Consider the following 26413-nt stretch of genomic DNA (forward strand, 5'->3'; position numbering starts at 1 on the left):
TCCGGGGGTCCGGGGGTCCGGAGGTCGCGAGGTGCGGGGGTCCGGGGGTCGCGAGGTGCGGGGGTCCCGAGGTGCGAGGGTCCGGGGGTGCGGGGGTCCGGGGGTGCGGGGGTCCGGGGGTGCGGGGGTGCGGGGGTCCGGGGGTCAGTCGAGGATGAGCATGAAGTGTTCCTCGCCGTCGTGGACGATCGTGCCCGCGTGCCTGAAGCCGAGTTTCTCCAGCAGCCGCACCGAGCCGGTGTTGCCCTTGTGCGGGTCGGCGTACAGCGGGCGGGCCTTCTCCTCCTGGAGGTAGAGGGTCAGCGCCCGGGTGCCGACGCCCTTGCCCCAGTGCTCGCGGCCCAGCCAGTAGCCGAGGAAGCGGCGGCTCTCCTCCGTCCAGGACACGATGTTGCCCGCCGTCGCGCCGTCCACGGTGACGGTCCTGACCAGGACGTCGGGGTCGCCGAGGATGTTGGCCCGCCAGTGGTTCATGAACCGCTCGCGCGGGCGGGAGGGGAAGTTGGCCCGCGCGCTGGCCTCCTCGTCGTGCTCCTGCTCGAAGAACGTCTCAAGGTCGGCCTCCTCCACGGCGCGGAGCCGCACATCTACGGTCATGCCGAAGGAGTCTGGCACCCGCCACCGACAGTTCAGGGCCGCTGGTCGGTGGGGATCGTGGCGGTGACCACGAACCCGCCCTGCGCGTCGTCCTCGGCCGCGAACGTCCCGCCCAGCAGCGACACCCTGCGGCGCAGCCCGATCAGCCCCATCCCGGAGCCTGCCGCGGCCAGTCCGGGCGCGGGGGTGGAGCGGGGCGCGGGGTTGCGGACCTCGGCCTCCACCCGGTCGTCGAAGTAGGAGAGCGAGACCGTCACCGGCGCGCCGGGCGCGTGCTTGCGGGCGTTGGTCAGCGACTCCTGAACCACCCGGTACGCCGCCCGCGCCACCACCGCGGGCACCGCCGAAGCGTCACCCGTGACCGCGAGCGTGACCCCCTCCCCCGAGGCCAGCTCCGCCAGGTCTCCCCCGGTGTCGCGGTCGGGCGCCCGGCCGCCCACGCTCGTGCCCGGCAGTTCGTCACCGGCGACCACCTGCATCAGCTCGCGCAGCTCGTTGAGCGTGCGCGCCCCGGCACGGCGGATCTGGTCGGCCGCGGTACGGGCCGGCTCGTCGCGGGCGGTCACGCGCAGCGCCTCGGCGTTCAGGACGATCTCGGTGACGTGGTGGGTGACGATGTCGTGCATCTCGGCGGCCAGCCGACGCCGCTCGGCGACCTCGGCGCGTTCGGCCAGCAGACGGCGTTCGGCGTCGGCCAGCTCCGCCCGCCGGCGCAGCGAGCCGATCAGCTCGTAGCGGGTCTTGAGCCAGAGCGCCACGACGGCGGGCAGCGCCGTGGCCGACAGCGCGAAGTACAGCGCGGTCCACGTCGGCGCCCAGATCGGGATCGCCAGCAGGGCCAGCGCGGCGGCGAAGGCGAACGCCTGGCGCCACGGCAGCATGTACACCAGGAACGACACCACGAGCGGCGCCGCCAGCGGAGCGGACATCTGCGTGGTCTCCGCGCTCAGGGCCGTCGCCGCCGTGGCGGCCAGGGTGAGCGCGCCGACGGTACGCGGGAGCCGTACCACGCCGAGAAGACAGACGTCGACCAGGAGGTTCACGACCAGTTCCGTGACCTGGCCGCTGCCCGCGAACAGGAAGACCTGCGCGGTCGCGCACAGGACGGCCGCGCCCCACGAGGCCCGCACGACTGTACGGCGGTCGCCCGCGCTGAGGCCGGGCCCGGTCACGGCGGATCACCGGGCAGCAGCCCCGCCCGGTGGGCCAGCAGCGCGGCCTGGGTGCGGTGGGTGAGGCCGAGCTTGGTCAGCAGCCGCGAGACGTAGCTCTTCACGGTCGTCTCCGACAGGAACAGCCGTTGCGCGATCTCCGGGTTCGTGAGCCCTTCGCCCAGGCAGACGAGCACCTCGCGGTCGCGCTCGGCCAGTTCCCCGATCCTGGCGCGGGCGCTCTCGCCGCGCGCGGACTGGGTCACCAGGCGTCGCGCGGCGATCGGCGACATGACCACGTGCCCGTCGGCCGCGACTCTGATGAGGTTGAGCAGGTCCTCGGCGGGCGTGGTCTTGACCAGGTAGCCGCTCGCCCCGGCGGCCAGCGCGGCGCGCACGTGGGTGTCGGAGTCGAAGGTGGTCAGCGCGATCACGGTGGGCGGGCCGGCCAGCGCGGCGATCTCCCGGGTGGCCGTGACGCCGTCGACGCCCGGCATCCGCAGGTCCATGAGCACCACGTCGGGCCGCCCCCGCAGGACCTCCTCGACCGCCTCCGCCCCGTCGCGCGCCTCCCCCACGACCTCGATCTCCGGGCTGGAGCCGAGGATGGTCCGCAGGTGGCCGCGGACCATCGGGTCGTCGTCGACGAGCAGCACCCTGATCACGCCTGCCGAGTCTGTCATCACCCCAGTGTCTCTTCCCCGGACAGGGTCCCGCTCCAGAACCCGCACCGGTGCGCCCGGTCCAGGTCGACGGGGCCGACGCCGCCCTGCTCGGCCGGTTTGAGGCTGACGGCGCGCTCGCCGGTGAAGGCGGGCCAGCCGGACGGCCGGCCGGTACGGGCGAAGGAGGTCCAGGCGGCGATCATCTGGTCGGCCAGGCGCCACTGCCCGGCGGTGAAGTCGTCCCACGGCTGTCCGCCCAGGTCGAACAGGTACGGCAGCTCACTGGCATGCTGCGCCCCCGGCGGGAAGCCGGCCGGCACCCGCCCGAGGTTGGGCGCCTTCTCGTCGGCGAACTCGTAGGCGTAGACCCGGGTGTGCTCGGCCATCTCCCGGTCCGCCCAGAGCGTCGGGCAGGCCCAGGCCCGGTCGCCGGCCACGGTGGCCCAGGCCAGGGCCGGGCTCCGGTAGGCGCGCAGCGGGTATTTCTTCATCGCGGCCTCGGCGTGCGTGCCGAAGGCGCCCTTCATGAGCTGCGGATAGTTCTCCGCCGTCACCGGGAACCCGGCCTGGGCGGCGCCGGAGATGAAGCCGTTGCCCTCGTCCCTGGTGCCGCCGGACAGCACCGGGATCTTCAGGAACCTGCCCTGGCGCAGCGCCTCGGCGGGTTCGCGGGGCAGCAGCGGCGTGCCGTACGCGAGATTGCTGGAGAAGCTCTCGTTGACCGGCATCAGCGCGGCGGCGGGTTTGGCGCGCAGGCACTCCAGTTCCCCGCCCGCCGGGCAGCCCAGTTTCCTCGCCGCCTCAAGGCCGGTGGCGTGGTTGGCCTTCAGCGGGACGTAGGGCGTGAAGGCCGGCATGCCGGGAATCGGCAGGTACGTGCCGCTCACCCACTCCAGCATGCAGGAGCCGGACTGGATGATCGCCCGGTCGGCCAGCCCGCGCGCGGCGGGGGAGGTGAGCAGGGCGCACGTGCTCATCCCGCCGGCCGACTCCCCGAACACCGTCACGTTGCCCGCGTCGCCGCCGAAGGCCGCGGCGTTGCGCTTGGTCCAGCGCAGCGCCTCAAGCTGGTCGGCCAGGCCGAAGGTGCCGGATCCGGCCAGGCCGGGCAGGCCGAGGTAGCCGAACGCGCCGAGCCGGTAGTTGACCGTGACCACCATGACGCCCCCCTTGGCGGCCAGGCGGCGGGCGTCGTAGGCCGCGCCGGAGCCGGTGGTGTAGCCGCCCCCGTGGAGCCACACCATCACCGGCAGCCGCCTGCCCGTGCGCTTGGCCGGGACGGTGACGTTGACGAACAGGCAGTCCTCAGCGCCGGCCCGCTTGCCGGCCTCCGTCTGCGTGCACTGCTCACCCGGCTTGGTGGCGTCGGCCACGCCCGCCCACGGCTCGGGCCTGACGGGTTCCTTCCAGCGCAGCGGGCCGACGGGCGCACGCGCGTACCGGATGCCGCTGAAGGTGGTGACCGCGGCTCCGGCCTGGCCGCGGATCCGGCCGGAGTCCAGTTCGACCACGGTGGGCTCGGGGGCCGCGGCGTGCGCGGCCCCCGAGACGAGGAGCAAGCAGAGCCCCGCGAGCAGGGACGCTCTCATGACGACTTCCTTCCGAACGCCGTTGGGACCGCCACCGTACGATCGGCGCCGCGGCCCCCGGCACCCGCGGAAGTTGCGACCGGGCGACCGGAAGTTGTCAGAGGCGCGGGTCCACGGGCTCGGTCTCCATCGCCAGCACGGCGAAGACGGGCTCGTGCACGCGCCACATCGCCTCGCCCTCGGCCAGCCGCGACAGCGCCTCAAGCCCCAGCTGGTGCTCGCGCAGGGCCAGCGACCGCTTCTTGCCGAGGAAGCGCCGGCGCAGCACCTCCAGCGCCTCGGTGTAGTCAGGGCCGTAGATGATGCGCAGGTACTCCCGCCCGCGCACCTTGACGCCGGGCTGCACCCGGCCGGGCGTGTACACGGCGGGCTTGACCACCATGCCCTCGCCCCCGGCCGCCGTCAGCGACTCCCACCAGGCCGTCGCCGCCGCCCGCGACTCGTCCGAGTCCAGCGACACGAACACGTGCCTGGTCGGCGTGATCAGCTCGGAGTCCAGGCGGCCCAGCGCCGACAGGTGCCACGCGTGCGGCTCCAGCGCGGTGTTGCGGCCGCTCTGCCCGTCCCCGCAGGCCAGGATCTGGAACGGCGCCAGCCGTACCCCCTCCAGGCCGTCGACGGGCCAGCAGTAGCGCGCATAAGCCTCGCGGAAGCGGGCAGCGTTGTCCTGGCGGCGCCGGGTGCGGTCCAGCAGGCCGCTCACATCCAGGCCGCGCCCGGCCGCCGTCTCCAGGAGCGAGGTGGCCATGGGCAGCGCCGTGCGCGCCGCCGCGCCGACGGAGGCGTACTGCGACCTGATCAGCTCGCCCGCCTTCGCCGACCACGGCAGCAGCTCGCAGTCGAGCACCACCCAGTCGGCGCCGAGCTCGTCCCACAGCGGCGCCACGGCCGCGCGCAGCCGCTCGACCAGCGGCGCCGTGTCGTCGAAGAAGCGCCGCCCGGTGCGCGTGAAGACCTCGCCCGCGCTGCCGTCCGTCACGCCGAAACGCGCCGCCGCCGCCTCGGGCGTCCTCGCCAGTACGGCGACCGCCCGCGAGCCCATGTGCTTCTCCTCGCACACCACCTCGGTGATCCCGGCGGCGGCGAACTCCTCGAACGCCTGCGCCGGGTGCTCCAGGTAGCCGTCGAGCTGGGAGGTCTCCGGCGGCGCCATGGTCGGCGGCAGGTAGATCAGCCAGCGCGGGTCCACCGCGAAGCGGCTCATGACCTCAAGCGCCGCGGCGGCGTTGGTGTCGAACACCTTGACCCGCGGGCCGAAGCGGGTCTCGACGTAGCGGGTGCCCTGGACGTCGTTGATGTCGAGCTGGCCGGGGTCGCGGGTGTGGCCGCCGAGCGGCTTGACCGAGGCGTACCAGACCTGCTCGGCGGGCACGGAGACGAGCTCGCGCGACGGGTAGCGCAGCGCGGTCAGCTCGCCGCCGAACACCACACCGGTGTCGAGGCAGATCGTGTTGTTGACCCACTCCGGCTTCACCGTCGGGGTGTGGCCGTAGACGACCATGGCCCGGCCCCGGTACTCCTCGGCCCACGGGTAGCGTACGGGGAGCCCGTACTCGTCGGTCTCGCCCGTGGTGTCGCCGTAGAGCGCGAACGCGCGCACCCGGCCGGAGGCGCGCCCGTGGTAGGCCTCCTTGAGACCGGCGTGCGCCACGACGAGCTTGCCGTCGTCGAGGACGTAGTGGCTGAGCAGGCCGTCCATGAACGTCCGCGCCCGCTCGACGAAGGCCGGGTCGCTCGCGGCGAGCTGGTCGAGCGACTCCCGCAGGCCGTGCGCCACGCGGACCTTGCGGCCGTTCATCGCGCGTACGAGCTTCTGCTCGTGGTTGCCCGCGACGCAGATGGCGGTGCCCGCCTCGACCATGTCCATGACGACGCGGAGCACACCGGGCGTGTCGGGGCCGCGGTCGACCAGGTCGCCGACGAAGACCGCGGTGCGGCCCTCCGGGTGGTGCGTACCCTGCCAGCCGAGCTCGGCCAGCAGCCGCTCCAGCTCCGCGCGGCAGCCGTGCACGTCGCCGATGATGTCGAACGGCCCGTGCAGGTGCCGCAGATCGCTCCACGCCTTCTCGTAGGTGACCTGCGCGTTCTCGATCTCGTCGAGGCCGCGCAGCACGTGGACCTTCCTGAAGCCGTCCTTGTTGATCTTGCCGAGGGAGCGGCGCAGGTCCTTGCGCTGCCGGATGACGACCCCGGGGCCGAAGTCGCGGTCGGGCCGCGCCTCGTTGCGCGCGATCGCCACGTCCTCGGGTACGTCGAGGACGACGGCGTCGGCCAGCACGTCATGCCGCCTGGCCAGCTCGATGAGGCTCTTGCGGGCCTGGTACTGCACGTTGGTGGCGTCGACCACGGTGAACAGGCCGCGGCCGAGCCGTACGCCCACGATGTGGTGGAGCAGGTCGAAGGCGGCGGGGGTGGAGCTCTGGTCGTTCTCGTCGTCGGAGACCAGGCCGCGGCAGAAGTCGGAGGAGATGATCTGCGTCGGCTTGAAGTGCTTGGCGGCGAAGGTCGACTTCCCGCTGCCCGAGACCCCCACCAGCACCACGAGGGACAGTTCGGGAACGCTAACCACGAGTGAACACCCCCATCTGAGTCGAGGGCCCCAGCTCGGGATCCTCCTCGCCGACCGGCCGGAGGCCGACGGTGTAGCCGAACCGCTCGCACACGCTCGCGCACCAGGCGGCGAACTCCGCGCGCGTCCACTCGAAGCGGTGGTCGCGGTGGCGCAGCCCGTCCAGGAACTCGTAGCGCACGTTGTACTCGACGTTCGGCGTGGTCACGAGCACGTGCTGCGGCTTGGCGGCGCCGAACACCACCCGCTCCAGCGCGGCGAGCCTGGGCGGGTCGACGTGCTCGACGACCTCCATGAGCACCGCGGCGTCATAGCCGGCGAAGCGCTTGTCGGTGTAGGTCAGCGCGCCCTGGAACAGGGTGAGCCTGGCCCGCTTGCTGTCGGACATGCGCTCCAGGCGCAGCTTGCGGGCGGCGATGGCCAGCGCGAGCGGCGAGACGTCCGTGCCGGCGATCCGGGTGAACCGCGGCCTGGCCAGCAGCGCGCCGACCAGCTCGCCCTGGCCGCAGCCGAGGTCGATGACGCTGGTGGCGCCCAGTTCCTCCAGGGTCGCCAGGACCGCCTCACGGCGCAGTACGTTGAGCGGCCGCGCCTTCGCCGGCCCGCCGGTCTCCGCCTGCGCCCCCGGTGTCTCCTGCGTTTCGTGAGTGCCGGCCAGGGCCTCTTCGGTCTCGGCCGCCACCGCCTCGTCCGCGGCGGTCTCGTCCGGCGCCGCCTCCTCCGACACCGCGGGCTCCAGCTGCTCCTCGGTCTCGTCGCCGAGCTCGGCCAGCCGGGCCAGCGCCGAGCGGGCGAGCGTCCAGCGCCGCCCCAGGTACCGGCGGGCGATCACGCCGCGCAGCGGGTGCTCGCGCAGCCACCCCTCACCGGCCCGCAGCAGCTTGTCCACCTCGTCGGGCGCGACCCAGTAGTGCTTGGCGTCGTCGAGCACCGGAAGCAGCACGTACAGCTGGTTGAGCGCGTCGGCAAGCCGCAGCGTCCCGCGCAGCGTCAGCCGCACGTACCGCGAGTCGCCCCACTCGGGAAACCCCTCGTCCAGCGGTACGGCCCGCGCCTCCACCGCCCACCCGAGCGGCTCGAACACCCCGCGGGCCAGATCCGCCCCGCCCCTGCAGACGAGCGCGATCTCCAGCGGCAGCGGCGTCCCCGGCAGCTCGGGCCGCGCCTTGCACCGCCCGGCCCGCGCCGTCCTGAACACGTCCGCCAGCGCCACCGCCATCAGCGAGGAGGCGGCGTACGGCCGGTCGTTGACGTACTGCGACAGGCTGAAGTCGGGCGAGCTCTTGCCGCTCGACCTGACCAGCGCCACCGGGTCCACTTCCAGCAGCAGGGCCACGGTGCACCGTCGCTCGTCCGCTTCTGGATAGAAGACCGTCGCCGTTCCCGTCGATTGACGGAACTCCTGCACCCGGTCGGGATGCTTGTGCAGCAGGAAGCCCAGGTCAGTGGCCGGCTCGGCGGTGGTCGAGATCGTCAATAGCACTCCGGAAGTCTGACTTATCCGGTACGGGCGGCGCCAACTAAAATCGCCGCCCGCCGGCGGCGGCTTTACACGTGAGGCAGGATCTCGGCGGCGATCAGCTCCAGGTGGTCGAGGTCGGTCAGGTCCATGACCTGGAGATACACGCGCTCGGCGCCCACCTTGGAGAACTGCTCCAGCTTGCCCAGCACCTCCGCCGGCGTCCCGGCCAGGCCGTTGACGCGCAGCTGGGCCAGGTCGGTGCCGATCGCCCCGGCCCGGCGCTCCAGCCCCGCCTGGTCGGCGGCCACGCAGACGGTCTGGGCCACCGACATGCGCACCGTGCGACCGGCCGCGTCGGCGGCCTGCCGTACCGTGTCGAAGTGGGTGCCGCTCTCGTCCACGGTGCGGAAGGGCACGTTGAACTCGTCGGCGTACTTCGCCGCGAGGCGGGGCGTGCGCTTGGCGCCGAAGCCGCCGATGATGATCGGCGGGTGCGGGCGCTGCGCCGGTTTGGGCAGCGCGGGCGAGTCCTTGAGCTGGTAGTGGGCGCCGTCGAAGGAGTAGGTGCCCTCGGCGTCCCACAGGCCGGTGACGATCCGCAACTGCTCCTCGAACCGGTCGAAACGCTCTCCGACCGGTGGGAACGGGATTCCGTAGGAGGTGTGCTCGTTCTCGTACCAGCCGGTGCCGAAGCCGAGCTCGACCCGGCCGCCGCTCATCTGGTCGACCTGGGCGACGCTGATCGCCAGCGGGCCCGGCAGGCGGAAGGTCGCGGGCGAGACCAGCGTGCCGAGCCGGATGCGGGAGGTCTCCCTGGCCAGGCCCGCCAAGGTGATCCAGGCGTCGGTGGAGCCGCTGCCCGGATCGCCCTGGCCGATGCGCTGATAGTGGTCGGAACGGAAGAACGCGTCGAACCCCAGCCGCTCGGTGGCCTGCGCGACGGCCAGCAGCTCGTCGTAGGAGGCGCCTTCCTGCGGTTCGGTGAAGATCCTCAACTTCATAGGCCCATTAAATCCGGAGAACGGCCTCGCGCCCCCGTGTAGCCTTGCTAGTTTCACTTTCGGTAGCCGCCCAGCCACGAAGGGTCGCTTATGCCGAACAGCCGGCGCAAAAGAGAGCCGGGCACTCCCCCGCGCTCCATCGTGATGGCGGCGGCCCTGGCTCTGGCCGCCGCCACCGGCGTGGCCGTATGGCTGCTCCCGGCACGGGCCACCCCCGAGACCCCGGTGGCCGCCCCCGCCAAGCCCCCGCAGCCGGCGCCGACGGTCACCGCCACCCCGCGGCCGTTAGCCGCCGAGGGACCCAGCGCGTTCCTGGCGTTCGTCGACACCGCCCGCACGCCCGAGTTCAACCTGCCCGACCACAGCCGCCGCACCGGCGTGCGCTGGTACGCGCTCGGCCACGTGGTCTCCGGCGGCGACGGCTGCGTGCCCAAGTGGGGCGGCAAGCTCGACCCCGGCAGCAACCCGGTCGCCAACCGCATCGGCAAGCTGCGCGCCGGCGGCGCCGACGCGGGCCTGTCCTTCGGCGGCCCCGCGGGCAGGGAACTGGCCGACGCCTGCGACGGCACCACCTCGCTGACCGCCGCCTACCGCCGGGTCTTGAGCGCGTTCGACGCCCGCTTCGCCGACTTCGAGATCCGCGACAGCGCCAACGCCGACGTGGTGCTGCGCCGGGCCAGGGCGCTGCGCGCGCTGCAGCAGGAGCGGCCGCTGCACCTCACCTTCACCTTCCCGCTGGGGCCCGGCGGGCTGTCGGAACACGACGCGGCCCTGCTCAAGCTCACCCACGACGCCGGCACCCGGATCTCCACGGTGAACCTGCTGGCCGCCATCGAGCCCCGCGACGCGCCCGAGGGCCGGATGCGGCGGGTGGCGGAAGCCGTACGGGCGGCTCATGGGCAGATCGCGCGGACGCTGGGCATCACCGACCCCGCCCAGGCGTGGCGGAGCCTCGCGCTCACCTCGGTGCTGCTCAGCCCCGGCGACCTCGGCGAGATCGACGCGCGCAAGCTGACGACGTTCGCCGCCCGGTACGAGCTGGCCTGGCTGTCGATGCGCGGGGCGACTCCGTCTCAGCCGGTGTCGCGTATCCTCTGGCGCACCCGTGCGTGAACAGTAGGATTCTCCGCGTCAGGGGGCAATTGTCGGAGGAGGGGCATTGATGGCGGCCCGGCCGGAGCTGGCCAGAAAAGTGCTGCTCTACTGGATGGACGGCATGATCGCGTTCATCGCGGTCGCCTTCATCGCGATGCTGTTCAGCCTCGCCGCCATCGGCACGCTCTCCGAGGAGCGCGCGCTCCTCGTCGCGGTGCTCCTGCTGACGCAGTTCGCCCTCTTCCCCTTCATCCTGCGCGCCGCCTACGACGACAAGCCCAGACCCACCGTCCTGCTGGTCGTCTCCGGCCTGGCCATGCTGGCCTCGATCACGCTCATCCCGCCCGGCCTCGGCACCAGCACCTGGGAGATCGTCGCCGGTCTGTGGCTGGCCGGCCTGGCGATCAACGTCCCGTGGCGGGTGAGCGTCGCCTTCGGCGTCGCCCTCGCCGCCATCACCATCCCCCTCGCCGTCTACGTCTCCGAGATGTCCCTGTTCGTGGCCCTGGTAGGTGAGAGTGTCACCCTGGTGATCACCCCGCTGGCCATGTGGCTGTGGGTGTGGCTCTGGCGCACGATCAAGGAGGCGCACGAGAGCCAGGAGGCCAAGTCGCGCCTGGCCGTCGCCGAGGAACGGCTGCGCTTCGCCCGCGACCTGCACGACCTGCTCGGCCACAGCCTGTCGGTGATCAGCATCAAGAGCGAACTCGCGGCGAAGTTGTCGGCCAAGAACACCGGCCGCGCCGCGGGCGAGATGTCCCAGGTCCGCGAACTGGCCGGAGTCGCGCTGGCCGAGGTCCAGGCCGCCGTCGAGGGCTACCGCTCACTCGACCTGTCCCTGGAACTGGCCACCGTACGCGCCACCCTGGAGGCCGCCGGCGCCCGCTGCACGGTCAAGGCCCACATCGACGACCTGACACCCGCCGCCCGCACGCTACTGGCCTGGGCGGTACGCGAGGGCGCCACCAACATCCTCAAGCACAGTACGGCCACGCGCTGTGCCATCACCATCGACCGGGGCGTGCTGGAAATGCGCAACAACGGCGTCAAAGGCCCCCGGCGCACCACCGGCAGCGGCCTGCGCGGCCTGTCGGAACGGCTCACCGCCGCCGGCGGCACCTTCTCCGCCTCCGCGTCCGTCACCGACTCGGACTCGGACTCGGGCTCGGGCGAGTTCCTCCTGCGCGCGGCGGTCCCGGCATGATCCGGGCCGGCAAGCTCGACAGGATCCGGTGGCTGTTCCTGTACTCCAACGACTTCATCAACCTCACCGCCTTCCTCAGCCTCATCCAGCTCACCCTCGCCTGGGAGGAGAACTGGGCGCCCAAGCCCGTGATCGTCGCCGCCTTCGCGCTGCTCCTGGTCTTCTTCGCGCTGTCCACCCGGCCGCTGCGCATCGCGACCCGCGGCGGCCGGCGGCCGACCCTCCTGCTGGCGGTCGCCGCCGTCATCACGCTTGCCTTCGCCGCCTTCTCCATGGTCTGGCTGGTGCCGGTGTGGCTCGGGATCGTGTCGCCGTTCCTGAGCAGGCGCGTCTTCTGGATCATGGCCGCCGTCGTCACCGGGCTGACGTTCGTGTACGTGGCCATCCTCGGCGGCCTCCCGTTCGTCCTCATCACGATGGTCCTGACGCTGATCGTCACCGGCGGCACCCTCGCCAACGTACGGATCTGGCGGATCGCCCAGGAAGCCTACGCAGGCCAGGAGGCCAAGGCGGCGCTGGCCGTATCGGAGGAAAGGCTGCGCTTCGCCCGCGACCTCAACGACCTGCTCGGGCAGAGCCTCGCCGACATCGCCGCCGGGGCCGGGCGGGCCGAGACCACGCTGGGCGCCGACCCGGAGCGGGCGGCGGCGGAGATGCTCGAGGTGCGGGACCTGGCCAGGCGGTCGCTGCGGGAGGTTCGCACCGCCGTACAGAACTATCGGGCGCTCGACCTCGGCGAGGTGCTCGCGAGCGTGCGCGCCGTGCTGGAGGCGGCGGACGTGCACTGCGCGATCGACACCGACGACACCGGCGACCTGCCCGCCGAGGCCCGCACGCTGCTGGCCGCGGTGGTACGCGAGGGTGCCACCAACATCCTCAAGCACAGCACCGCCCAGCGGTGCACGATCACGATCAAGAATGGGGTGCTGGAGATGTCCAACGACGGGATCTCGCCGGACGCCGGCGAGCCCGGCGGGCTCCGCGGCCTGTCCCAGCGGCTGAGCGCGGCGGGCGGCACGCTGAGCGCCGGCGCCGCCGACGGCGTCTACCTGCTGCGGGCCGCGGTATGACCACGCGCGTCCTGCTCGCCGACGACGAGCACCTGATCCGCGGCGCCCTGGCCGCCCTGCTCGACCTTGAGGACGGCATCGAGGTCGTCGCCCAGGTCGGCCGCGGCGACGAGGTGGTCCCCGCGGTCCGGGCCCACAACCCCGACGTGGCCGTCCTCGACATCGAGATGCCCGGCATGGACGGCCTGACCGCCGCCGAGCAGATCAGCGACCAGTGCAAGATCGTCATCCTGACGAGCCTGGGCCGCCCCGGCTACCTGCGCCGCGCGATGGCCGCCGGAGTCAGCGGCTTCCTGGGCAAGGACGCCTCCGCCGAAGAGCTGGCGATGGCCATCCGCAAGGTGATGGCCGGCGGCCGCTACCTGGACGCCGAACTGGCCGCCGCCGCGATGGCCGCCGGCGACAGCCCGCTGACCGAACGCGAACGCGACGCCCTGCGCCTGGCCGGCGACGGCGCCCCCATCTCCCGCATCGCCACCGAACTCCACCTGACGGAAGGCACCGTCCGCAACTACCTGTCCAGCGCCATGACCAAACTCAACGCCCAGAACCGCCTGGAGGCCATCCGCACCGCCCAGCGCATGGGCTGGCTGTAGCCGCATGACGGCGATCAAGCCGCCCGAGCACCAGCGCGATCACCATGGCGGCCGGCAGCGCCGTCAGCATAATGAAGTGGACCTTCTTGTCCAGCCGGACGACGTTCTGAGTTTTACGTCATCGCCGCTGGTGGGCTCGCTGGGCCCGTAACTGGGCGATCTGCTGACGGCTCGTGACCCTGAGCCTGCTCCGGCCGATCTCCCGCCGCCTCATGACCTGGTCTGCCCAACCACGGCGCGAGCCGTACCCTGTGTCCCCGCTGCTACGCCTTGACCAGGAGGGCCACGCACTCCACGTGGTGGGTCATCGGGAAGGCGTCGAATCGGCGTTGAAGCAGGTCAACGGCCTGTGATCACATGCCAGAGGCCGCTGTGCGCTGCTGATGCGCGATGATCTTCGACCATGCGTCCTCCACCGCGTCGTGCGCATCCGGCGCCAGGTGTGCATAGCGTTGCGTGGTCTGGATCGAGGAGTGGCCCAGGAGCGCCTTCACGTCATAGAGAGGAACGCCCTGTTGCACCAGCCAGCTCGCCGCCGTGTGACGGCAGTCATGCACGTCAAGCCGAGGCACCAGACCCATCCGCTTGGCCTTCGGCAGTTCCTCGTTCTGCTTCTCAATCGCCTCGTTCGCGGCGTCGATCCCCTGATACCAGACCACACGGAAGTTCGCCCCCGACAGCGTCGGCAACTCCCCCGTCTTCGGGGAGCGCCGGCGAGCCACGAACGCCCACGCATCCGTCGCCCGGCCCTCGAAGAGCGGTGCCAGGAGATCGAGCACATGGCGCGGCACCGGCACCTCACGCCGCGATGAGCTGTTCTTCGGATACTCCTTCCACACGCCTTTCTGCGTCAGAGATCCCCGGACGAGGATGCGCCCACGAAGCCAGTCGATCGGGTTGCCCGTCTCGTTGTCTCGGTCAGCACCAGCCACGGCCGCGGCCTCACCCCACCGGAGGCCGCTGTAGCACATGAGCTCGACCATCGCCGCGTGCCCGGACGGGAGGCGCCACACGATCTGATCGACCTGGCCGCGAGTGAACCACGCAGGTGCCTTCGGCGGCGTAGGTGGAAGATCGATCTTCTGGCACGGGCTGATCTGGAGCAGGTCCTCGAGCACCGCGTCTCCGAGCAGCGTGGAGAACAGGTTGTAAGAGCGGCGAATCGCGTGGCGCCCGATTCCTTGCCGCTCCATCGTCCGGACCCAGGTCTGCACGTCGATGCGGCCGATCTCGCCCGTAGGCCACTCTTCCCAGTACGGCAGGATGTGGTTGGTGAACTGGCCGGAATCACCCCGGCGCGTCTCATCCTCGACGACGCGGGCCGGCCACCACTTCGCGTACCACTGGCCCACCGTGATCCGGCCAGCGTTCGGGTTGATCCGCCGCCCTTTTGCGATCTTGTCCTCTTGCTCGGTGGCCCAGGTCTTGACGATGCTCTTGAGCTTGCTGGTCTTCGTGATCCGCTTGCCCGACGGCAGGCGTACTACGGCCTGCCACAGTCCCGATGGCAACTTCCGGAAGGACGCCATCAGCCCTCCGCCCCGGCGAAGACCTCCTTGAGCAGGCGTTCTAGGACGAGTGCGCGGTCCATGGTGATGAGGTCATCGGGGATGTGGATGTTGAGCCCGTCAACCGCCCAGGTGAGCGTGAGGTGGTTCGTGGCGGCCAGAACCTGGGTTGCAGCCTCTGCGCGACGGGCCCAGCCGTCCGCGTCGGCCCGGCGGTCGAACGTCGCGGAGCGGCGGCTCCCGTCGGGCAGGCGGACGTTGGCCTGCCAGCGGCCGGATCGTGTCTTGCGTAGGTGCATGGATACCTCCCTGGCTACGCGGCCGGGCGGGGGCCCTGGCCGATGATCGGGGACATGCGCATGAGCTCGCGGAGCGCGAGCGTGCCGTGGACGCCGAGCTGGTCGGTGACGGCCGGCTTGACTAAGTCGGAGGGGAGGAACACCTCGACGGTGGCGGCTTCGATGGAGACGAGGACGAGCTCGTCAGCGGCCATTGCGTGATCCCGGTGCACCCGTACCTGGGATAGCGGCGTGACGCTGCCGACGTCGAGGATGCCGTCGCTGAGGCGTGCGATGGTGGGGCCCAGGATGGGGTCCATCTGGGTCTCGTCGACGGCGACGGTGATGTTGCCTACCGCGTTGCGGCGGATGCAGATCGGGCCGTACGGGAGCTGGTGGGACGGGAGGAGGCGATAGCGGACCGTTCCGGCCATGTGAGCATCACCGAGTCTTTCCGGGCATTTGAGCTTTGGAACGACAGTGTGACGCCTGGGACAACGGAATGGTTGAAGATTCTTACGACAAGTAAGCGTACAGCCACCTTCCGGTCAGGACTCAAATGGTCAGTCTGCTTGATCCAAATTCTTCGCCATGCTCTCGGCCCACCTGATCACGTCCTGCCGGCCCGCCTCGGACAGGCCCGGCGGCACATTGACCGTGACCCAGCTGCCACTCCCGGTCTGCACCTGGAGGACCTCACCGAGGTCGAGCCATTGGGCGGCGGCCAGTCGCTTGAGCTCCTCGTAGCGCCGGCGGTACTCGCCTTCACTCAATGCCTCGCCGGTCTTCGACATCGCTGCTGCTAGCGACCGCAAACGCCACAGCTCTGGCGCCTTGGGAACGTCGTTCGCTGCAAGAGCAGACACGTAGGTGTGGTTGAGCTTTTGGCCGGTCTCGGGGTCTGCCGATTGCCTGGCCAGCGCTCTTGCGCTCAGATCTGTACGCTCCAGGTACTGCTGGATGTACGTCGTGAACGGGTACTCGCTGGTGGTGCCATTGATGTCTCGCGGCGGCATCATGACGCCTCTCGTGGTAGCCCTCGCCTAACTGCAACCCCTGTTATGAGTCATGACTGTTGGATGATTCTTACAGGGGGCCGTTTCGCCCCGTTGTATCCCGAGACATGACAGACAACAAGATCCCGCTATCAAACCAGATCCTCCCGGCTACATGGGGGTCCAACTGTCCATGTGGTGGACACGAGTCTCTGGGTGTGGTTAGAGTGTTGGAAAATTCTTCCAACGTCTCAGGAGGTCTCCCCACGTGTCTGGGCGTCCCGGTTTGGCCCTCCGAAGCCGCGCACTCCTGCGTGAGCTCATGGCAGGCCACCACGACACGGCCACCCTCGCATCCGCAGCAGGCCTGTCCAAGCAGGCGATCCAGCACCTGACATCCGGCCGCCGACAGACGTGCAGCGCGGCAACAGCCGAGCGGATCGCCGCCGCGTTGGGATGCGAGGTCGGGACCCTTTTTTCACATCCACTGTCAGCAAATTCTTCCAACGGAGGTGAGGGTGAGGTGTTGCTCACCATCCCCGAGGCCGGCAAGGCGATGAAGGTCTCGCGGGCCCACGCTTACCGACTCGTCGCCGACGGCGAACTGACCGTTGTTGACGTCGCCCGTAAGGGCTCCAAAAAGCCCAAGTCGCGCGTTTCCGTCGCCTCGGTCGAGGCGTGGATCAAGAAGCGCGCCGCTCAGTCCTGAAACGCGGCGAGGCCCAGCCGTGCAGGGCCGGACCTCGCAGACCGCAATCCCCCACAGAGAAGGGACGCAAGTCTCATGAACATCATCCCCCAGACCGAGCAGCAGCTCGACCCCATGAACATCAGCTACGCCGTCCACATCTGGCGAGACGGCGACCCGATCAGCAGCACCGAGCCAACCACCGACCAGGCCGAGGCCCGCGACATGCACCGCGCCCTGACGACCCGCTTCCCTGACTCCGTACTCGTCGTCAAGGGCGCCGACGGCGTGTGGAGCCCGGTGTCCGACGAGCTGCTCGACCGGCTTGCCCGCCAGCGCGCCGCCGTCGCGCTGGCCACCCTCGTCCGCACCAGCCCGGCTGAGATCAACTGGTCGCTGAACTCGTTCGCCCCCGGCGAACTGTCCGGCCACGCGTTCAAGCGGGAGACCGTCGCCGAGTTCGCTGCCCTGCTGATGGTGGAGTGCACGGAGCGGACGGACGGCGGCTGCACCACGGTGCGCGCGTCGAGCACGTTCGCGGGCGTCCCGGTCAGCGTCTACTGCATCGTCCGCGAGGCCGAGCAGGTGCGCGAGACCGCTTCGGCTGGTGCGTGATGGTGGCCGTCGACCTGCACCAGGGCCAGCTCGTGTCCGCGCCGGAGTGGAACGGCGGCGAGCCGGTCCGCATCTGCCTCGTGCACCGTGTCGCGGGCGCCCAGGTGGCGGTGCTGTTCCAGGACGCGCGCTGCCGGTGTGCGGCTGAGTCGGCTGTGGTGCCGGTGGGGATGGAGCTGACGCTCATCTCCGGCGGCTGCATCGGCGGTGACCGATGAGCGAGCTCGCGCGGCTGACCAGCATCTCAGCCACCGATGCCCTGATTGAACACCTCGCCGAGACCGTACGGCAGCGCCTGGCCCACGAGCACCCGCAGCCCGGCGGCGGCGAGGACCTCTTCTGTCTCAACCTCACGTCGTACATGGGCGAGCGTATGGGCGCCGTCCTCGTGCGCCTCCGCGAGGCCGAGGCCCGGCTCACGTCCGCGATCGTGCTGGAGCCGCCCGCCGAGCTGGGCATCCAGTGGGAGGACGGCGGGGACCTGCTCGCGCTGACCTCCGACGGGATCGTGCTCACCCCGCGCGGGGTCGATGTGTGGGAGCTCGACCCGGCGGAGGCCCGCGAGCTGGCCGCCCAGTTGGCGGCGATGGCCGACGCGCACGAGGCCGCCGGGCGGCAGACGTGACCGGCTTGTTGGCGCGCCGCCGCGCCCGCCGCGAAGACGCGCACGCCGCCATCGACAACGACGCCGACGACTGGGTCGCACTCCTCCGCGACGACGACGTCACGGCCCCCGCCCACGCGGCGGGGGCCCACCCCTACCCCTTCGACCGGCCGCAGGGCACCCGCGTCGCGGGCGGGCTCACGGCCCCAGAAAGCAGCCGCCCGTGACCACCCACGCGTGCCCGACCTGCACCACCGAACAGCAGGTCAACAAGGACGGCACCATCCGCAAGCACAAGGCCAACGGCGACCCGTGCCCCGGCAGCGGTGTGCCCATCGGCACCGCCCGCATCCCGAAGCCCGCCCGCGGTTGGTACACCGACCCGACCACCGGCACGAAGCTCCGCCGCGTCACCACCGTCCTGGAGAAGGGCGTGCCCAAGCCGGCGCTGCCGTACTGGGCTGGGAACATCACCGCCGAAACCGCGATGGAGCACCTGCCGCGACTCGTCCGGGCCTCGCGCCACCCCGCCGACGCACAGGAGACGTACGACTGGCTCCGGCGGGCTCACACGCGCAAGAAGGACGAGCGCGCGGACATCGGCGACGCCGTGCACCAGATCATCGAGGCTCACGTCCTTGACGAGCCCATCTCACGGGAGTTGCTCGACGACCCCGAGATGCGCCCCTACGTGGAGAACTTCCTCCGATTCGTCGCCGAGTACGAGGTCGTCTTCGAAGCGTCCGAGATGGTCGTCGGCAGCTACCAGCACGGCTACGCCGGAAAGCTCGACTACATCCTGCGCTCGCCCTACATCCACGAGGGACGCTCCGCCCTCGGTGACACGAAAACCGGCGGCGAACTGGACGTCCGGTTGTCCAATGGCCTGCTCAAGGGTGTCTACCCCGAGGCCGGGATGCAGATGAGCGCCTACCGGCACGCGGAGGTGTGCTGGCTGCGTGACGGCACCCGCGAGCCGATGCCGGCAACCCACGACGAGGGCGTGGTCCTGCATCTGCGGCCCGAGGGCTACCGGGTCTACCCCGTGCGGTGCGGAGCCGACGTCTTCGAGAAGTTTCTGCACGCGCTCCAGGTGGCCGAGTGGTCCGCCGAGATCGCGCCCACCGTGATCGGTGCCGCCCTCCCCGTCCCTGTCCGCCAGGCCCAGGAGGTGGCCTGACCATGCCCATCATCGAACTCCAGCGCCGCATGCGACAGCTCGGCGAGATCCGCATCGGCCGCGTCGTCGACACCGGCAAGGTGTCACAGAAGACCGGCAAGCCGATCCTGCGCCCCGAGAAGCTCAACCGCTTCCGCCTCACCTCCGCATCCCGCCCGCTCCTGGAGGACGTCGCCGCGCTGTACGGCGGTGCCGTACAGGCGTGGACCCCGGCCAACGGCGGCCCGGCCGAGTGGGAGGTGTTCACCGACGCCGATCGGCTCCCGGTGCTCGTTCCGCCGCGCGAGCCCGTCACCCAGTGGTACGAGATGTACAAGGGGTCGAAGTGCGTCCGCCGCTGCGACGGCGAGACCGAGCAGAAGTCCGACCAGCCGTGCATGTGCGACCCCGACCGGCGCGCGTGCCAGATCACCACGCGCCTCAACGTCATGTTGCGCGACGTCCCCGGGCTCGGCGTGTGGCTGCTGACCTCCCACGGCTACTACGCGGCCACCGAGCTGCCCGAGGTCGCTCACTTCCTGGCGGGCACCCACGGCTACGTGGACGCCTGGCTGGCCATGGAGGAGAAGCGCATCGTCCGCGAGGATGGCAACGTCGCGCAGTTCATGGTGCCCAAGCTCGACGTGGCGGTGACCCCCGCGCAGCTGCTCGCCGGTGAGGGTGCGGTGGCAGAGCTGGGCGCGGCCGAGCGCCCGGCGGTCGAGCAGCCGCAGCGCCAGCAGATCGAGGCGGCACCGGCCGGACCGAGCGCGGAGAACTTCCTCACGCGGGCCCGCGCGGTGTCGACGTTCGCCGAGTTCAAGGTGATCTGGGACGAGGCAGCCGCCTCGCGTATCTCGCCAACGCAGGCGCAGTCCGACGAGATGACCGCGATCGGCAAGCGGCTCAAGGCCGCCGGGCAGGCACTCGCCGCAGCTCCCGCACCCGCCGACGAGGCCCAGGCCGCCCCGGCGCCCGGCGCCGACCGCGACCTGGTGTGGCAGCAGATCGTGGCCGCGTGGCCGCGCGGCATGGCCGAGCTGCACACCGCGATCCACGGCGCGATGGGCGTCCAGTCGCAGGCCGCGACCGCTGGCGAGCTGGCTGCGTTCCTGAAGCTCGTCCAGGCCGGGAAGTTCAACGAGCCCGTGCAGGTCGCCACCGGTGCCGAGGCGGAGGTGCCGTTTTGACAGCCACCTGGCACACCCAGCCCATGGCCAGCGCGGACACTGAGACCTCCGGGGTGAGCATCGAGGAGGACCGTGTCCTCACCGCCGCCGTGCTGGAGATCGACCCCTCGGCCGGCAGCGTCGTCACCCAGAGCTGGGTGCTCGACCCCGGCATCGACGTCCCCGCCTCGGCGGCCGAGATACATGGGTACACGACCGAGCGCATCCGGGCCGAGGGCCGCAAGGACGTCGATGCCGCGATCCACGAGATCTGTGAGTCCATTCTGGCGTCGGTCTATGCCGGGCTCCCGCTGGTCGTTTACAACGCGCCCTTCGACATCTCCCTTCTCGACAGGGAGTCGCGCCGGTGCGGCATGGAGCCGTTCGGTGACCGGGTCGCCGCCGCCTGTGCGGTGGTGATCGACCCGTACTGCCTGGACAAGAAGGTTGACCCGTACCGGAAGGGCAAGCGGACACTCACCGCGATGTCGGCGCACTACGGCGTGCCTATCGGCGACGCAGCGCACGGTTGCGAGGCCGACGCGCTGGTGTCGGCCCGGGTGGCGTACCGGATCGCTCAGCGCAACCCGCGCATCGCCGCCATGCCGCTGCACGAGCTGCACGAGTTGCAGGTGCGGGCGAAGGCCGAGCAGGCGGCGAGCTTCCGGCAGTACCTGGCCAAGCAGGGCAAGCCGCACGGCGACGTCCGCGACGAGTGGCCCCTCATCCCCTACCAGCCCGCGGAGGTCCTGGCGTGAGCACCATCCGACGCACCACCTGGCACCCGCTCGGCAAGCCGCTCGCGGGCGACCTCATCCGGCACGAGACCGGCCAGCCCGCGGTACCCGTCGCGTTCGGGAACGGCGACGACCTGATCCTCGACGACCTCGCATGGGCGCGCGACCTGCTCACTGCGGTCGCGGCCGGCGTCAGCGTGCTGGAGGCCGAGCAGGGTCTCCCGCCCGCCGAGCGTGCCGAGTGCGACGGCTCGGACGAGTGCGTGCATGAGGCCGCCTGCGTCGCGCTGGAGGAGGAGCGGGACACCTACCGCGACCTGCTCAACCGCGCCGCCCATGCCCGCACAACTGCCGATCTCGTCGAGATCCTCCACGACGCCCGCACCTCGCTGGAGCAGTGGGGGCGCTCGTGACCCGCCTCGCTGTCGTCGCCCTGCTGGCCGGGGTCCTCCTCGGCCTGCTGGCCGCCGCCGCGCTCGCGCTCCTGGTGACGGTGAGCGCGGCCCCGGCCGCCCGTCCGTCCTCTATCCCCGCCCTGGAGGTGTGATGACCCACTTCGTGGTCGGCCTCGACCTCTCCCTCACCGCCACCGGCCTGGCCGACACCCCCGGCACCCGCACCATCAAGCCGGGCATCCGCACCATCAAGGCGGGCGACCTGCGCGGCTGCGACCGCTTCGCCTACATCGCGAGCGAGATCTTCGGCGACGGCATGGCCCAGACCGCCGACCTCGTCGTCATCGAGGGCCCCGCCTACTCGCGGGCGCTCGGCTCCGGGCACCACGAGGCGGCCGGGCTGTGGTGGCACATCGTCTACCGCCTCACCGCCCTCGACGTGCCGTACGCCGTCGTCCCCCCGACGACGCTGAAAAAGTACGCCACCGGCCGCGGGGGCGCGACCAAGCCGGACATGCGTATGGCGCTTTTCCAGCGCGCCGGACTGGACCTGCGCGACGACAACCAGGTCGACGCCTGGTGGCTACGCGCCGCAGGCCTCGACCACCTCGGCCACCCGCCCGTCACCCTCCCCCAGGCACAGCGCGACGCACTGGCCAAGGTCGCATGGCCGAAAGGGCTTGTCCCATGAGTGCTCTGGCCACGACCCGCGGGCCGTACTACCAAGCGCAAGGCCGCCGGGAGAGCTTCGCCGAACTGCGTGCCCGCGGCTTCACGATCACCCAGGCCGCCGACCGACTCGGTGTCACCCGACGCACCGCTGATCGCTACATCGCCATCAGCAAACAGACCCCCGCAGAGGCCCTGGACATGCCCGAGGTCAGCTACATGCCCACCTGGGACGGCGTCGGCCCCTGCATCGGCCAGCCCGACCTCATGGACGCCACCGACCCCGACACCATCGCCCGAGCACGCGAACTCTGCTGCGGCTGCCCCGTGCTCACCGAGTGCCGCGACTGGGTGTTGGCCCTCCCCCAGGACGCCGGCACCAGCGGCGTCGTCGCCGCCCTCACCCCCACCGAGCGCACCGTCCTGACGCTCGACGGCATCCCCCGCGAGTGCCGGTCGTGCGGTGAGACCAAACCGCTCCACCAGTTCGCCAAGTGGACACCCGACCGCGTCCACCGCCGCTTCGACTGCCGCGCCTGCACGAGCCGGATGGAGCGCGAGGCCAGAGCAGAAACCGATACGGAAGGAAGCACGTGACCGACACCGATACGACGACCGGCCAGACCAGGCCGTTCGCCGCCATCCTCCAGGAGATCCGCGCCGGCGAAGTCGCCGACCAGGCCGCCGCCCTGATGCAGGACCTCGTGGCCGCCGTCCGCGAGCACGGCAAGAAGGGTGAGCTCACCCTGAAGATCGTCGTCGAACCGATGAAGGGCAACGAGGACGCGTTGGCGGTGAGCGGCGACGTCACCCTCAAGGCACCCAAGGCGCCGCCGCGCGCGGCCATCTTCTTCGCCGACGACTCCGGAAACCTCCTCCGCGACGACCCCCGACAGATCGCCCTGCCCGGCCTGCGCCGCGTCGACCTCCCCACCAACCAGCCGAAGGACCTCGCCCAGTGACCACCACCGCCACCCGGACCGAGAACGACGCCCTCATCGAAGCCCTCCAGGAGGCGCAACTGGCCGAGCGCCTGGAGCCCGGCGGCATCTACGCCTTCAAGCACGACAACCACGTGACCACCATCGACCTCCTCGACCGCAACCTCGAACACCCCCGCCGCAAAACCGGCACCGTGCGCGTCGAGGACGCAGCCAGCTTCCTCACCTACTACAAGAAGCACGCCGACCCCTACTCCGAGACCTACGTCAACATCGACGCGGGCACCATCACCGCAGTCCTCAACGCCCACTGCGAGACCGAGAACCTCGACGCCGACGCCTCCGCTCGCTGGGGCGACCACCGCCTCACCCTCACCCTCGCCGAGACCGACGCCTGGAAGCGCTGGACCTACCACGACCGCAAGCTGATCCGCCAGGCCGACTTCGCCGACTTCATCGACGACAACCGCGCCGACATCCGCAAGCCCACCGCCGCCGACATGCTGGAGCTCGTCCAGCACTTCCAGACCCAGACCCGCGTCACCTTCAACAGCGCGACCGTGCTGGCCAACGGAAACAAGCGGCTCGTCTTCACCGAGGAAACCGACGCCGGCGCCGGCGCCAAGGGCCAGATCGAGGTTCCCGGCCAGCTGGAGCTCGGGCTCACCCCGTTCGACGACAGCGAGCCGTACGTGGTCACCGCGCGGTTCCGCTACCGCATCCAGGGCGGCGCCCTGCAGATGGGCTACCTGCTCGACAACGCCGACAACGTCCGCCGCGACGCCGTCAAGACCGTCGTCGACAAGCTCCAGACCGAGCTCGGCATCACCATCATGCGCGGCACCCCGGCCGCCGGATGACCCCCTGCACCCACTGGAACGGCGCCGCAGCCACCCACTGCGGCGCCACCCCCACACGCCCCTACCTCCCCGGCCCACGCTGCCCCGCCCACACCCCCTCAGCCCTCGCAGGCCGACCCGAACCCACCGGCGGACACTGCGCACCCAAGCGCTGCTACTGCGGCGAATGCCCCTCGTACACGCCCCACAACCCGTACCCCTCGCTCGCCGACAGCTGGGTCACCGACGCCCGCAACATCGCCACCGGCAAACGCCGCGCCTCCCCGGCTGTCCAGGCCGCGGCCAAGACCACCGTCGCCGAACAGAAGGAACGCAACCAGCGCCTCAGAAACCCATAGGCCCAGGCCAAGACCACCATCCGCAGTCCACCAGCACACGAACCACCCCCCGGGAGCACGGTTGATCACCACCGAGCAGGACTCCACGCTCTGGGACCGCGCCGCAGAGCAAGCCGTGCTCGGCATCTGCATGACCACCCCCTACGTCGTCAGCCACGTCCGCACAGCACTGCCCGACCCCGCAGCGTTCTTCCACCCCGGCCACCGCATCATCTACAAGGCCATCCTCGACCTCGTCGACGCCGAAGGCCCCACAGATCCCCACGTCGTCGCCGACAAACTCACCACAGACGGCACCATCAACAACGTCGGCGCCCCCGAAGGCACCCACTTCTACCTCGCCGACCTCTTCCGCAACGCCCCCATCGCCGGAGACCCCGTCTGGCACGCCCGCATCGTCAACCGGCACGCCACCACCCGCCGAGCCCTCCAGGCCCTCACTCGCGGCCTCCAATGGATCAACAACGCCCCCGACACCCAGACCGTCGCCGACGCCCTCATCGCGGTCCAGGACGAGCTGGCCAAGGCCGTAGGAGACGTCGCACACACCAGCGCCGACGCCACGAACGCCGTCGCAGCTCTCTACACGCCCATCGACTGGCCCATCGCCTTCTCCTCCCAGCCCGAAGACGTCCCCTGGCTGGTCGAGAACCTCATCGAGCGCGGCCGCTCCATCGCCCTCTACAGCCCGCCCAAGGCCGGCAAGAGCCTCCTCGCCCTGGAAATCGCCGCCGCCCTCGCCACCGGCCGACCCGTCCTCGGCCAACCCGCCCGGCCGCCCGAGCGCGTCCTGTACGTCGACATCGAGAACAGCCAGGCCGACATCGTGGAGCGCCTCACCAACCTCGGCTACGGCCCCAACGACCTCAAGGTGCTCCAGGAGAACCTGATCTACTTCAGCTTCCCCAGCTTGCCCGTCCTCGACTCCGCCTCCGGCGGGCAGCACCTGCTCGCCCTGGCCAAGCACCACCGGCCCGTGCTCGTCGTGATCGACACCGTCTCGCGCGTCATCGAGGGCAGCGAGAACGACGCCGACACCTTCGCCAACCTCTACCGGCACGCCCTCGCCCCCCTCAAAGGCATGGGCATCTCCGTCATCCGCCTCGACCACTCCGGCAAGGACCTGGAGAAAGGCCAGCGAGGCTCCAGCGCAAAGGGCGCCGACGTCGACGCCGTGTGGCTGCTGGTCAAGGTGTCCGAGACGTCGCTGTACCTGAAGCGTGAGATGTCCCGCGCGAACCACGGCGTGCCGCTGATCGAGTTGCGCCGCCGGGCCGACCCGCTGCACCACGAGCTCGCCGTCGGCGGCTCGGGGCTGCCGCCGAAGGTCGCCCAGGTCGTGGAGTTCCTGGAGCAGCTGCTCGTGCCTCTGGACGCCGGTCGGGATGCGATCCGCGAGGAGCTCGCCGCGGCGGGGAAGAGGGCGTCGAACGAGACCATCTCGGCGGCCATCACGGCGCGCCGCGCGGGGTTGAAGTGAGCGCCCGCCGGGCTGTCCGGGACGCCGTACGGACCTGTCTAAAGATCTTGGAACTGTCCGGGACAGGCGCCCGCACAAGATCGCTAAATACCCCCTGGCAGGTGTGTCGCAAATCTGTGACCTGCCGTTCGCGCTGTCCCGGACAGGAGGCAGAACATTTGTCTGTTACACGTAGCCGCAGGTCGCAGCGCCGCACTAGCCAGAAACCCCCCGAGGGTATTCAGACTCTTTTTGACCTGTCCGGCCCTCAAGACGATCACCAGCAAAAGCCCAGCTCACACCTGTCCCGGACAGGCCCCGGACAGCTAGACGATCTTGAGCCGGGCAGCGTGGCCGGGACCTGTCCCCGTCCTCTCCTCTCTATAGAGAGGACGGGGTCCCGGACAGCCCCAGACCGGGACACCAGAACCCGCCACCGCAGACCCCCACGACGCCTCATCACAGGCGACTGCAACCCCCGATGCCTCACCTGCGGACAACCCGACGACACCGGCTACTGCACCCCCACATGCGCCACCGTCTGCCCCCACATGAACCAGCCACACAAAGCCGACATCTGCATCACCCTCACCGCGCCGACGCCCACATCGTCATCAGCCCCAACACCGGCTACATGCAACTCCACGTACACGCATGCCCCCACTGCACCCGCACCCACTGGCACGCCCCCACCGACCACCCACACCGAACCGCACCCTGCGGACGCCCCTACATCCTCAACATCAAGGAACCCAACCCATGACCAGCACCAACACGACAACGTTGGCTGACGAGCCCGCGCGCGAAGACAAGTACCTCACCGTCGCCGAGATCGCCGCACAACTGCGCGTCGCCCCGATGACCATCTACCGGGCCGTCAACGCAGGCGAGTTCGAGGGCGCGATCCGCGCGGGCAAGCGCGGCGTGCGCATCCCGGCCGCGAGCTACGAGGCGTGGCTGAAGGCCAGCGAGATCACGCCCGGCACCCCGCGCTGGCTC

The 26413-nt window shown here is 70.7% G+C and carries 33 protein-coding genes and 1 pseudogene; 23 read left to right on the forward strand and 11 right to left on the reverse strand.

Going from position 1 to position 26413, the window contains the following annotated elements; genetic code table 11:
- Positions 1–144: 144 nt before the first annotated feature.
- From ACIBKY_RS17350 to ACIBKY_RS17380, 7 genes are all read right to left on the reverse strand, one after another.
- Positions 145–597, reverse strand: a complete 453-nt coding sequence (locus ACIBKY_RS17350) for a GNAT family N-acetyltransferase (protein ID WP_397097639.1) — start codon at positions 595–597, stop codon at positions 145–147.
- 32 nt (positions 598–629) lie between these two features.
- Entirely contained in the window at positions 630–1769 is a 1140-nt protein-coding gene (locus ACIBKY_RS17355) for a sensor histidine kinase (RefSeq protein ID WP_397097640.1), read from the reverse strand.
- A complete protein-coding gene (locus ACIBKY_RS17360; RefSeq protein ID WP_397097641.1) occupies positions 1766–2431 on the reverse strand; it encodes a response regulator in 666 nt (221 codons plus the stop codon). Before ACIBKY_RS17360 ends, ACIBKY_RS17355 begins: the two co-directional genes overlap by 4 nt.
- Positions 2431–4002, reverse strand: a complete 1572-nt coding sequence (locus tag ACIBKY_RS17365; protein WP_397097642.1) for a carboxylesterase/lipase family protein — start codon at positions 4000–4002, stop codon at positions 2431–2433. Before ACIBKY_RS17365 ends, ACIBKY_RS17360 begins: the two co-directional genes overlap by 1 nt.
- A 97-nt stretch (positions 4003–4099) precedes the next feature.
- Positions 4100–6571 (reverse strand): polynucleotide kinase-phosphatase, encoded by a 2472-nt coding sequence (locus ACIBKY_RS17370; RefSeq protein ID WP_397097643.1) that lies wholly within the window; start codon positions 6569–6571, stop codon positions 4100–4102.
- Positions 6564–8054 carry a 3' terminal RNA ribose 2'-O-methyltransferase Hen1 gene (locus ACIBKY_RS17375; protein WP_397097644.1) on the reverse strand — a complete coding sequence of 497 codons (1491 nt, stop codon included), beginning with the start codon at positions 8052–8054 and terminating at the stop codon, positions 6564–6566. Before ACIBKY_RS17375 ends, ACIBKY_RS17370 begins: the two co-directional genes overlap by 8 nt.
- A gap of 65 nt (positions 8055–8119) precedes the next feature.
- On the reverse strand, positions 8120–9034 hold the full coding sequence (locus ACIBKY_RS17380) for an LLM class F420-dependent oxidoreductase (RefSeq protein ID WP_397097645.1): 915 nt from the start codon (positions 9032–9034) through the stop codon (positions 8120–8122).
- A gap of 90 nt (positions 9035–9124) precedes the next feature.
- Here ACIBKY_RS17380 and ACIBKY_RS17385 point away from each other — a divergent pair, with 90 nt between their 5' ends.
- The 5 genes from ACIBKY_RS17385 to ACIBKY_RS17405 are packed head-to-tail and all read left to right on the forward strand — an operon-like array spanning position 9125 to position 13150.
- A complete protein-coding gene (locus ACIBKY_RS17385; protein WP_397097646.1) occupies positions 9125–10147 on the forward strand; it encodes a hypothetical protein in 1023 nt (340 codons plus the stop codon).
- A 49-nt stretch (positions 10148–10196) separates the two neighbouring features.
- Positions 10197–11333, forward strand: a complete 1137-nt coding sequence (locus tag ACIBKY_RS17390; RefSeq protein WP_397097647.1) for a sensor histidine kinase — start codon at positions 10197–10199, stop codon at positions 11331–11333.
- The gene (locus tag ACIBKY_RS17395; protein WP_397097648.1) at positions 11330–12403 is read left to right on the forward strand and encodes a sensor histidine kinase; all 1074 of its coding nucleotides are present in this window, start codon (positions 11330–11332) and stop codon (positions 12401–12403) included. Before ACIBKY_RS17390 ends, ACIBKY_RS17395 begins: the two co-directional genes overlap by 4 nt.
- On the forward strand, positions 12400–12999 hold the full coding sequence (locus ACIBKY_RS17400; RefSeq protein ID WP_184971824.1) for a response regulator transcription factor: 600 nt from the start codon (positions 12400–12402) through the stop codon (positions 12997–12999). Before ACIBKY_RS17395 ends, ACIBKY_RS17400 begins: the two co-directional genes overlap by 4 nt.
- A gap of 4 nt (positions 13000–13003) precedes the next feature.
- A complete protein-coding gene (locus tag ACIBKY_RS17405) occupies positions 13004–13150 on the forward strand; it encodes a hypothetical protein (protein WP_397097649.1) in 147 nt (48 codons plus the stop codon).
- 202 nt (positions 13151–13352) lie between these two features.
- Here the strand turns inward: ACIBKY_RS17405 and ACIBKY_RS17410 are convergent, their stop codons facing one another.
- From ACIBKY_RS17410 to ACIBKY_RS17425, 4 genes are all read right to left on the reverse strand, one after another.
- Positions 13353–14528, reverse strand: coding sequence for a tyrosine-type recombinase/integrase (locus tag ACIBKY_RS17410; RefSeq protein WP_397097650.1), 1176 nt, complete (start codon positions 14526–14528; stop codon positions 13353–13355).
- Positions 14528–14806, reverse strand: coding sequence for a hypothetical protein (locus ACIBKY_RS17415; RefSeq protein WP_397097651.1), 279 nt, complete (start codon positions 14804–14806; stop codon positions 14528–14530). Before ACIBKY_RS17415 ends, ACIBKY_RS17410 begins: the two co-directional genes overlap by 1 nt.
- Positions 14807–14820: 14 nt before the next feature.
- Positions 14821–15219, reverse strand: coding sequence for a hypothetical protein (locus tag ACIBKY_RS17420; RefSeq protein ID WP_397097652.1), 399 nt, complete (start codon positions 15217–15219; stop codon positions 14821–14823).
- A 129-nt stretch (positions 15220–15348) separates the two neighbouring features.
- Positions 15349–15804, reverse strand: coding sequence for a hypothetical protein (locus ACIBKY_RS17425; RefSeq protein ID WP_397097653.1), 456 nt, complete (start codon positions 15802–15804; stop codon positions 15349–15351).
- Positions 15805–16102: 298 nt separating this feature from the next.
- Here ACIBKY_RS17425 and ACIBKY_RS17430 point away from each other — a divergent pair.
- The 18 genes and pseudogenes from ACIBKY_RS17430 to ACIBKY_RS17515 all read left to right on the forward strand — a co-directional run.
- A pseudogene (locus tag ACIBKY_RS17430) lies at positions 16103–16252 on the forward strand (helix-turn-helix domain-containing protein); the annotation flags it as partial.
- A 51-nt stretch (positions 16253–16303) separates the two neighbouring features.
- Positions 16304–16489 (forward strand): helix-turn-helix transcriptional regulator, encoded by a 186-nt coding sequence (locus ACIBKY_RS17435; protein ID WP_397097689.1) that lies wholly within the window; start codon positions 16304–16306, stop codon positions 16487–16489.
- 75 nt (positions 16490–16564) lie between these two features.
- Positions 16565–17083 (forward strand): hypothetical protein, encoded by a 519-nt coding sequence (locus tag ACIBKY_RS17440; protein WP_397097654.1) that lies wholly within the window; start codon positions 16565–16567, stop codon positions 17081–17083.
- The gene (locus ACIBKY_RS17445; protein WP_397097655.1) at positions 17083–17301 is read left to right on the forward strand and encodes a hypothetical protein; all 219 of its coding nucleotides are present in this window, start codon (positions 17083–17085) and stop codon (positions 17299–17301) included. The genes ACIBKY_RS17440 and ACIBKY_RS17445 overlap by 1 nt, the downstream gene beginning before the upstream one ends.
- Positions 17298–17708, forward strand: coding sequence for a hypothetical protein (locus ACIBKY_RS17450; protein ID WP_397097656.1), 411 nt, complete (start codon positions 17298–17300; stop codon positions 17706–17708). The genes ACIBKY_RS17445 and ACIBKY_RS17450 overlap by 4 nt, the downstream gene beginning before the upstream one ends.
- Positions 17705–17914: a hypothetical protein gene (locus tag ACIBKY_RS17455; RefSeq protein WP_397097657.1), complete on the forward strand. Its 210-nt coding sequence runs from the start codon at positions 17705–17707 to the stop codon at positions 17912–17914. The genes ACIBKY_RS17450 and ACIBKY_RS17455 overlap by 4 nt, the downstream gene beginning before the upstream one ends.
- A complete protein-coding gene (locus ACIBKY_RS17460; RefSeq protein ID WP_397097658.1) occupies positions 17911–18867 on the forward strand; it encodes a hypothetical protein in 957 nt (318 codons plus the stop codon). Before ACIBKY_RS17455 ends, ACIBKY_RS17460 begins: the two co-directional genes overlap by 4 nt.
- 2 nt (positions 18868–18869) lie before the next feature.
- Positions 18870–20036 carry a hypothetical protein gene (locus tag ACIBKY_RS17465; protein ID WP_397097659.1) on the forward strand — a complete coding sequence of 389 codons (1167 nt, stop codon included), beginning with the start codon at positions 18870–18872 and terminating at the stop codon, positions 20034–20036.
- Positions 20033–20773 carry an exonuclease domain-containing protein gene (locus ACIBKY_RS17470; protein ID WP_397097660.1) on the forward strand — a complete coding sequence of 247 codons (741 nt, stop codon included), beginning with the start codon at positions 20033–20035 and terminating at the stop codon, positions 20771–20773. Before ACIBKY_RS17465 ends, ACIBKY_RS17470 begins: the two co-directional genes overlap by 4 nt.
- On the forward strand, positions 20770–21165 hold the full coding sequence (locus ACIBKY_RS17475) for a hypothetical protein (protein ID WP_397097661.1): 396 nt from the start codon (positions 20770–20772) through the stop codon (positions 21163–21165). The genes ACIBKY_RS17470 and ACIBKY_RS17475 overlap by 4 nt, the downstream gene beginning before the upstream one ends.
- A complete protein-coding gene (locus tag ACIBKY_RS17480; protein WP_397097662.1) occupies positions 21162–21299 on the forward strand; it encodes a hypothetical protein in 138 nt (45 codons plus the stop codon). Before ACIBKY_RS17475 ends, ACIBKY_RS17480 begins: the two co-directional genes overlap by 4 nt.
- On the forward strand, positions 21299–21838 hold the full coding sequence (locus ACIBKY_RS17485; RefSeq protein ID WP_397097663.1) for a hypothetical protein: 540 nt from the start codon (positions 21299–21301) through the stop codon (positions 21836–21838). Before ACIBKY_RS17480 ends, ACIBKY_RS17485 begins: the two co-directional genes overlap by 1 nt.
- Positions 21835–22413, forward strand: coding sequence for a WhiB family transcriptional regulator (locus ACIBKY_RS17490; protein WP_397097664.1), 579 nt, complete (start codon positions 21835–21837; stop codon positions 22411–22413). Before ACIBKY_RS17485 ends, ACIBKY_RS17490 begins: the two co-directional genes overlap by 4 nt.
- A complete protein-coding gene (locus tag ACIBKY_RS17495; RefSeq protein WP_397097665.1) occupies positions 22410–22778 on the forward strand; it encodes a hypothetical protein in 369 nt (122 codons plus the stop codon). Before ACIBKY_RS17490 ends, ACIBKY_RS17495 begins: the two co-directional genes overlap by 4 nt.
- Positions 22775–23617: a DUF2303 family protein gene (locus ACIBKY_RS17500; RefSeq protein ID WP_397097666.1), complete on the forward strand. Its 843-nt coding sequence runs from the start codon at positions 22775–22777 to the stop codon at positions 23615–23617. The genes ACIBKY_RS17495 and ACIBKY_RS17500 overlap by 4 nt, the downstream gene beginning before the upstream one ends.
- Complete coding sequence (locus ACIBKY_RS17505) at positions 23614–23955, forward strand: hypothetical protein (RefSeq protein WP_397097667.1); 342 nt, start codon at positions 23614–23616, stop codon at positions 23953–23955. Before ACIBKY_RS17500 ends, ACIBKY_RS17505 begins: the two co-directional genes overlap by 4 nt.
- Positions 23956–24016: 61 nt before the next feature.
- Positions 24017–25435, forward strand: a complete 1419-nt coding sequence (locus ACIBKY_RS17510; RefSeq protein ID WP_397097668.1) for an AAA family ATPase — start codon at positions 24017–24019, stop codon at positions 25433–25435.
- Positions 25436–26173: 738 nt separating this feature from the next.
- Positions 26174–26413 (forward strand): helix-turn-helix transcriptional regulator (locus ACIBKY_RS17515; RefSeq protein ID WP_397097669.1); only part of this gene is annotated, 240 nt, incomplete at its 3' end.

Source organism: Nonomuraea sp. NPDC050394, from assembly GCF_044459065.1.
GTDB lineage: Bacteria > Actinomycetota > Actinomycetes > Streptosporangiales > Streptosporangiaceae > Nonomuraea.

What these genes read in the sequence shown, in the direction of transcription:
- ACIBKY_RS17350 (WP_397097639.1), bottom strand. Translation starts at nt 597, where the DNA reads ATGACCGTAGATGTGCGGCTCCGCGCCGTGGAGGAGGCCGACCTTGAG.
- ACIBKY_RS17360 (WP_397097641.1), bottom strand. Translation starts at nt 2,431, where the DNA reads ATGACAGACTCGGCAGGCGTGATCAGGGTGCTGCTCGTCGACGACGAC.
- ACIBKY_RS17365 (WP_397097642.1), bottom strand. Translation starts at nt 4,002, where the DNA reads ATGAGAGCGTCCCTGCTCGCGGGGCTCTGCTTGCTCCTCGTCTCGGGG.
- ACIBKY_RS17380 (WP_397097645.1), bottom strand. Translation starts at nt 9,034, where the DNA reads ATGAAGTTGAGGATCTTCACCGAACCGCAGGAAGGCGCCTCCTACGAC.
- ACIBKY_RS17385 (WP_397097646.1), top strand. Translation starts at nt 9,125, where the DNA reads ATGCCGAACAGCCGGCGCAAAAGAGAGCCGGGCACTCCCCCGCGCTCC.
- ACIBKY_RS17390 (WP_397097647.1), top strand. Translation starts at nt 10,197, where the DNA reads ATGGCGGCCCGGCCGGAGCTGGCCAGAAAAGTGCTGCTCTACTGGATG.
- ACIBKY_RS17395 (WP_397097648.1), top strand. Translation starts at nt 11,330, where the DNA reads ATGATCCGGGCCGGCAAGCTCGACAGGATCCGGTGGCTGTTCCTGTAC.
- ACIBKY_RS17400 (WP_184971824.1), top strand. Translation starts at nt 12,400, where the DNA reads ATGACCACGCGCGTCCTGCTCGCCGACGACGAGCACCTGATCCGCGGC.
- ACIBKY_RS17405 (WP_397097649.1), top strand. Translation starts at nt 13,004, where the DNA reads ATGACGGCGATCAAGCCGCCCGAGCACCAGCGCGATCACCATGGCGGC.
- ACIBKY_RS17410 (WP_397097650.1), bottom strand. Translation starts at nt 14,528, where the DNA reads ATGGCGTCCTTCCGGAAGTTGCCATCGGGACTGTGGCAGGCCGTAGTA.
- ACIBKY_RS17415 (WP_397097651.1), bottom strand. Translation starts at nt 14,806, where the DNA reads ATGCACCTACGCAAGACACGATCCGGCCGCTGGCAGGCCAACGTCCGC.
- ACIBKY_RS17420 (WP_397097652.1), bottom strand. Translation starts at nt 15,219, where the DNA reads ATGGCCGGAACGGTCCGCTATCGCCTCCTCCCGTCCCACCAGCTCCCG.
- ACIBKY_RS17425 (WP_397097653.1), bottom strand. Translation starts at nt 15,804, where the DNA reads ATGATGCCGCCGCGAGACATCAATGGCACCACCAGCGAGTACCCGTTC.
- ACIBKY_RS17440 (WP_397097654.1), top strand. Translation starts at nt 16,565, where the DNA reads ATGAACATCATCCCCCAGACCGAGCAGCAGCTCGACCCCATGAACATC.
- ACIBKY_RS17445 (WP_397097655.1), top strand. Translation starts at nt 17,083, where the DNA reads ATGGTGGCCGTCGACCTGCACCAGGGCCAGCTCGTGTCCGCGCCGGAG.
- ACIBKY_RS17450 (WP_397097656.1), top strand. Translation starts at nt 17,298, where the DNA reads ATGAGCGAGCTCGCGCGGCTGACCAGCATCTCAGCCACCGATGCCCTG.
- ACIBKY_RS17465 (WP_397097659.1), top strand. Translation starts at nt 18,870, where the DNA reads ATGCCCATCATCGAACTCCAGCGCCGCATGCGACAGCTCGGCGAGATC.
- ACIBKY_RS17485 (WP_397097663.1), top strand. Translation starts at nt 21,299, where the DNA reads ATGACCCACTTCGTGGTCGGCCTCGACCTCTCCCTCACCGCCACCGGC.
- ACIBKY_RS17490 (WP_397097664.1), top strand. Translation starts at nt 21,835, where the DNA reads ATGAGTGCTCTGGCCACGACCCGCGGGCCGTACTACCAAGCGCAAGGC.
- ACIBKY_RS17505 (WP_397097667.1), top strand. Translation starts at nt 23,614, where the DNA reads ATGACCCCCTGCACCCACTGGAACGGCGCCGCAGCCACCCACTGCGGC.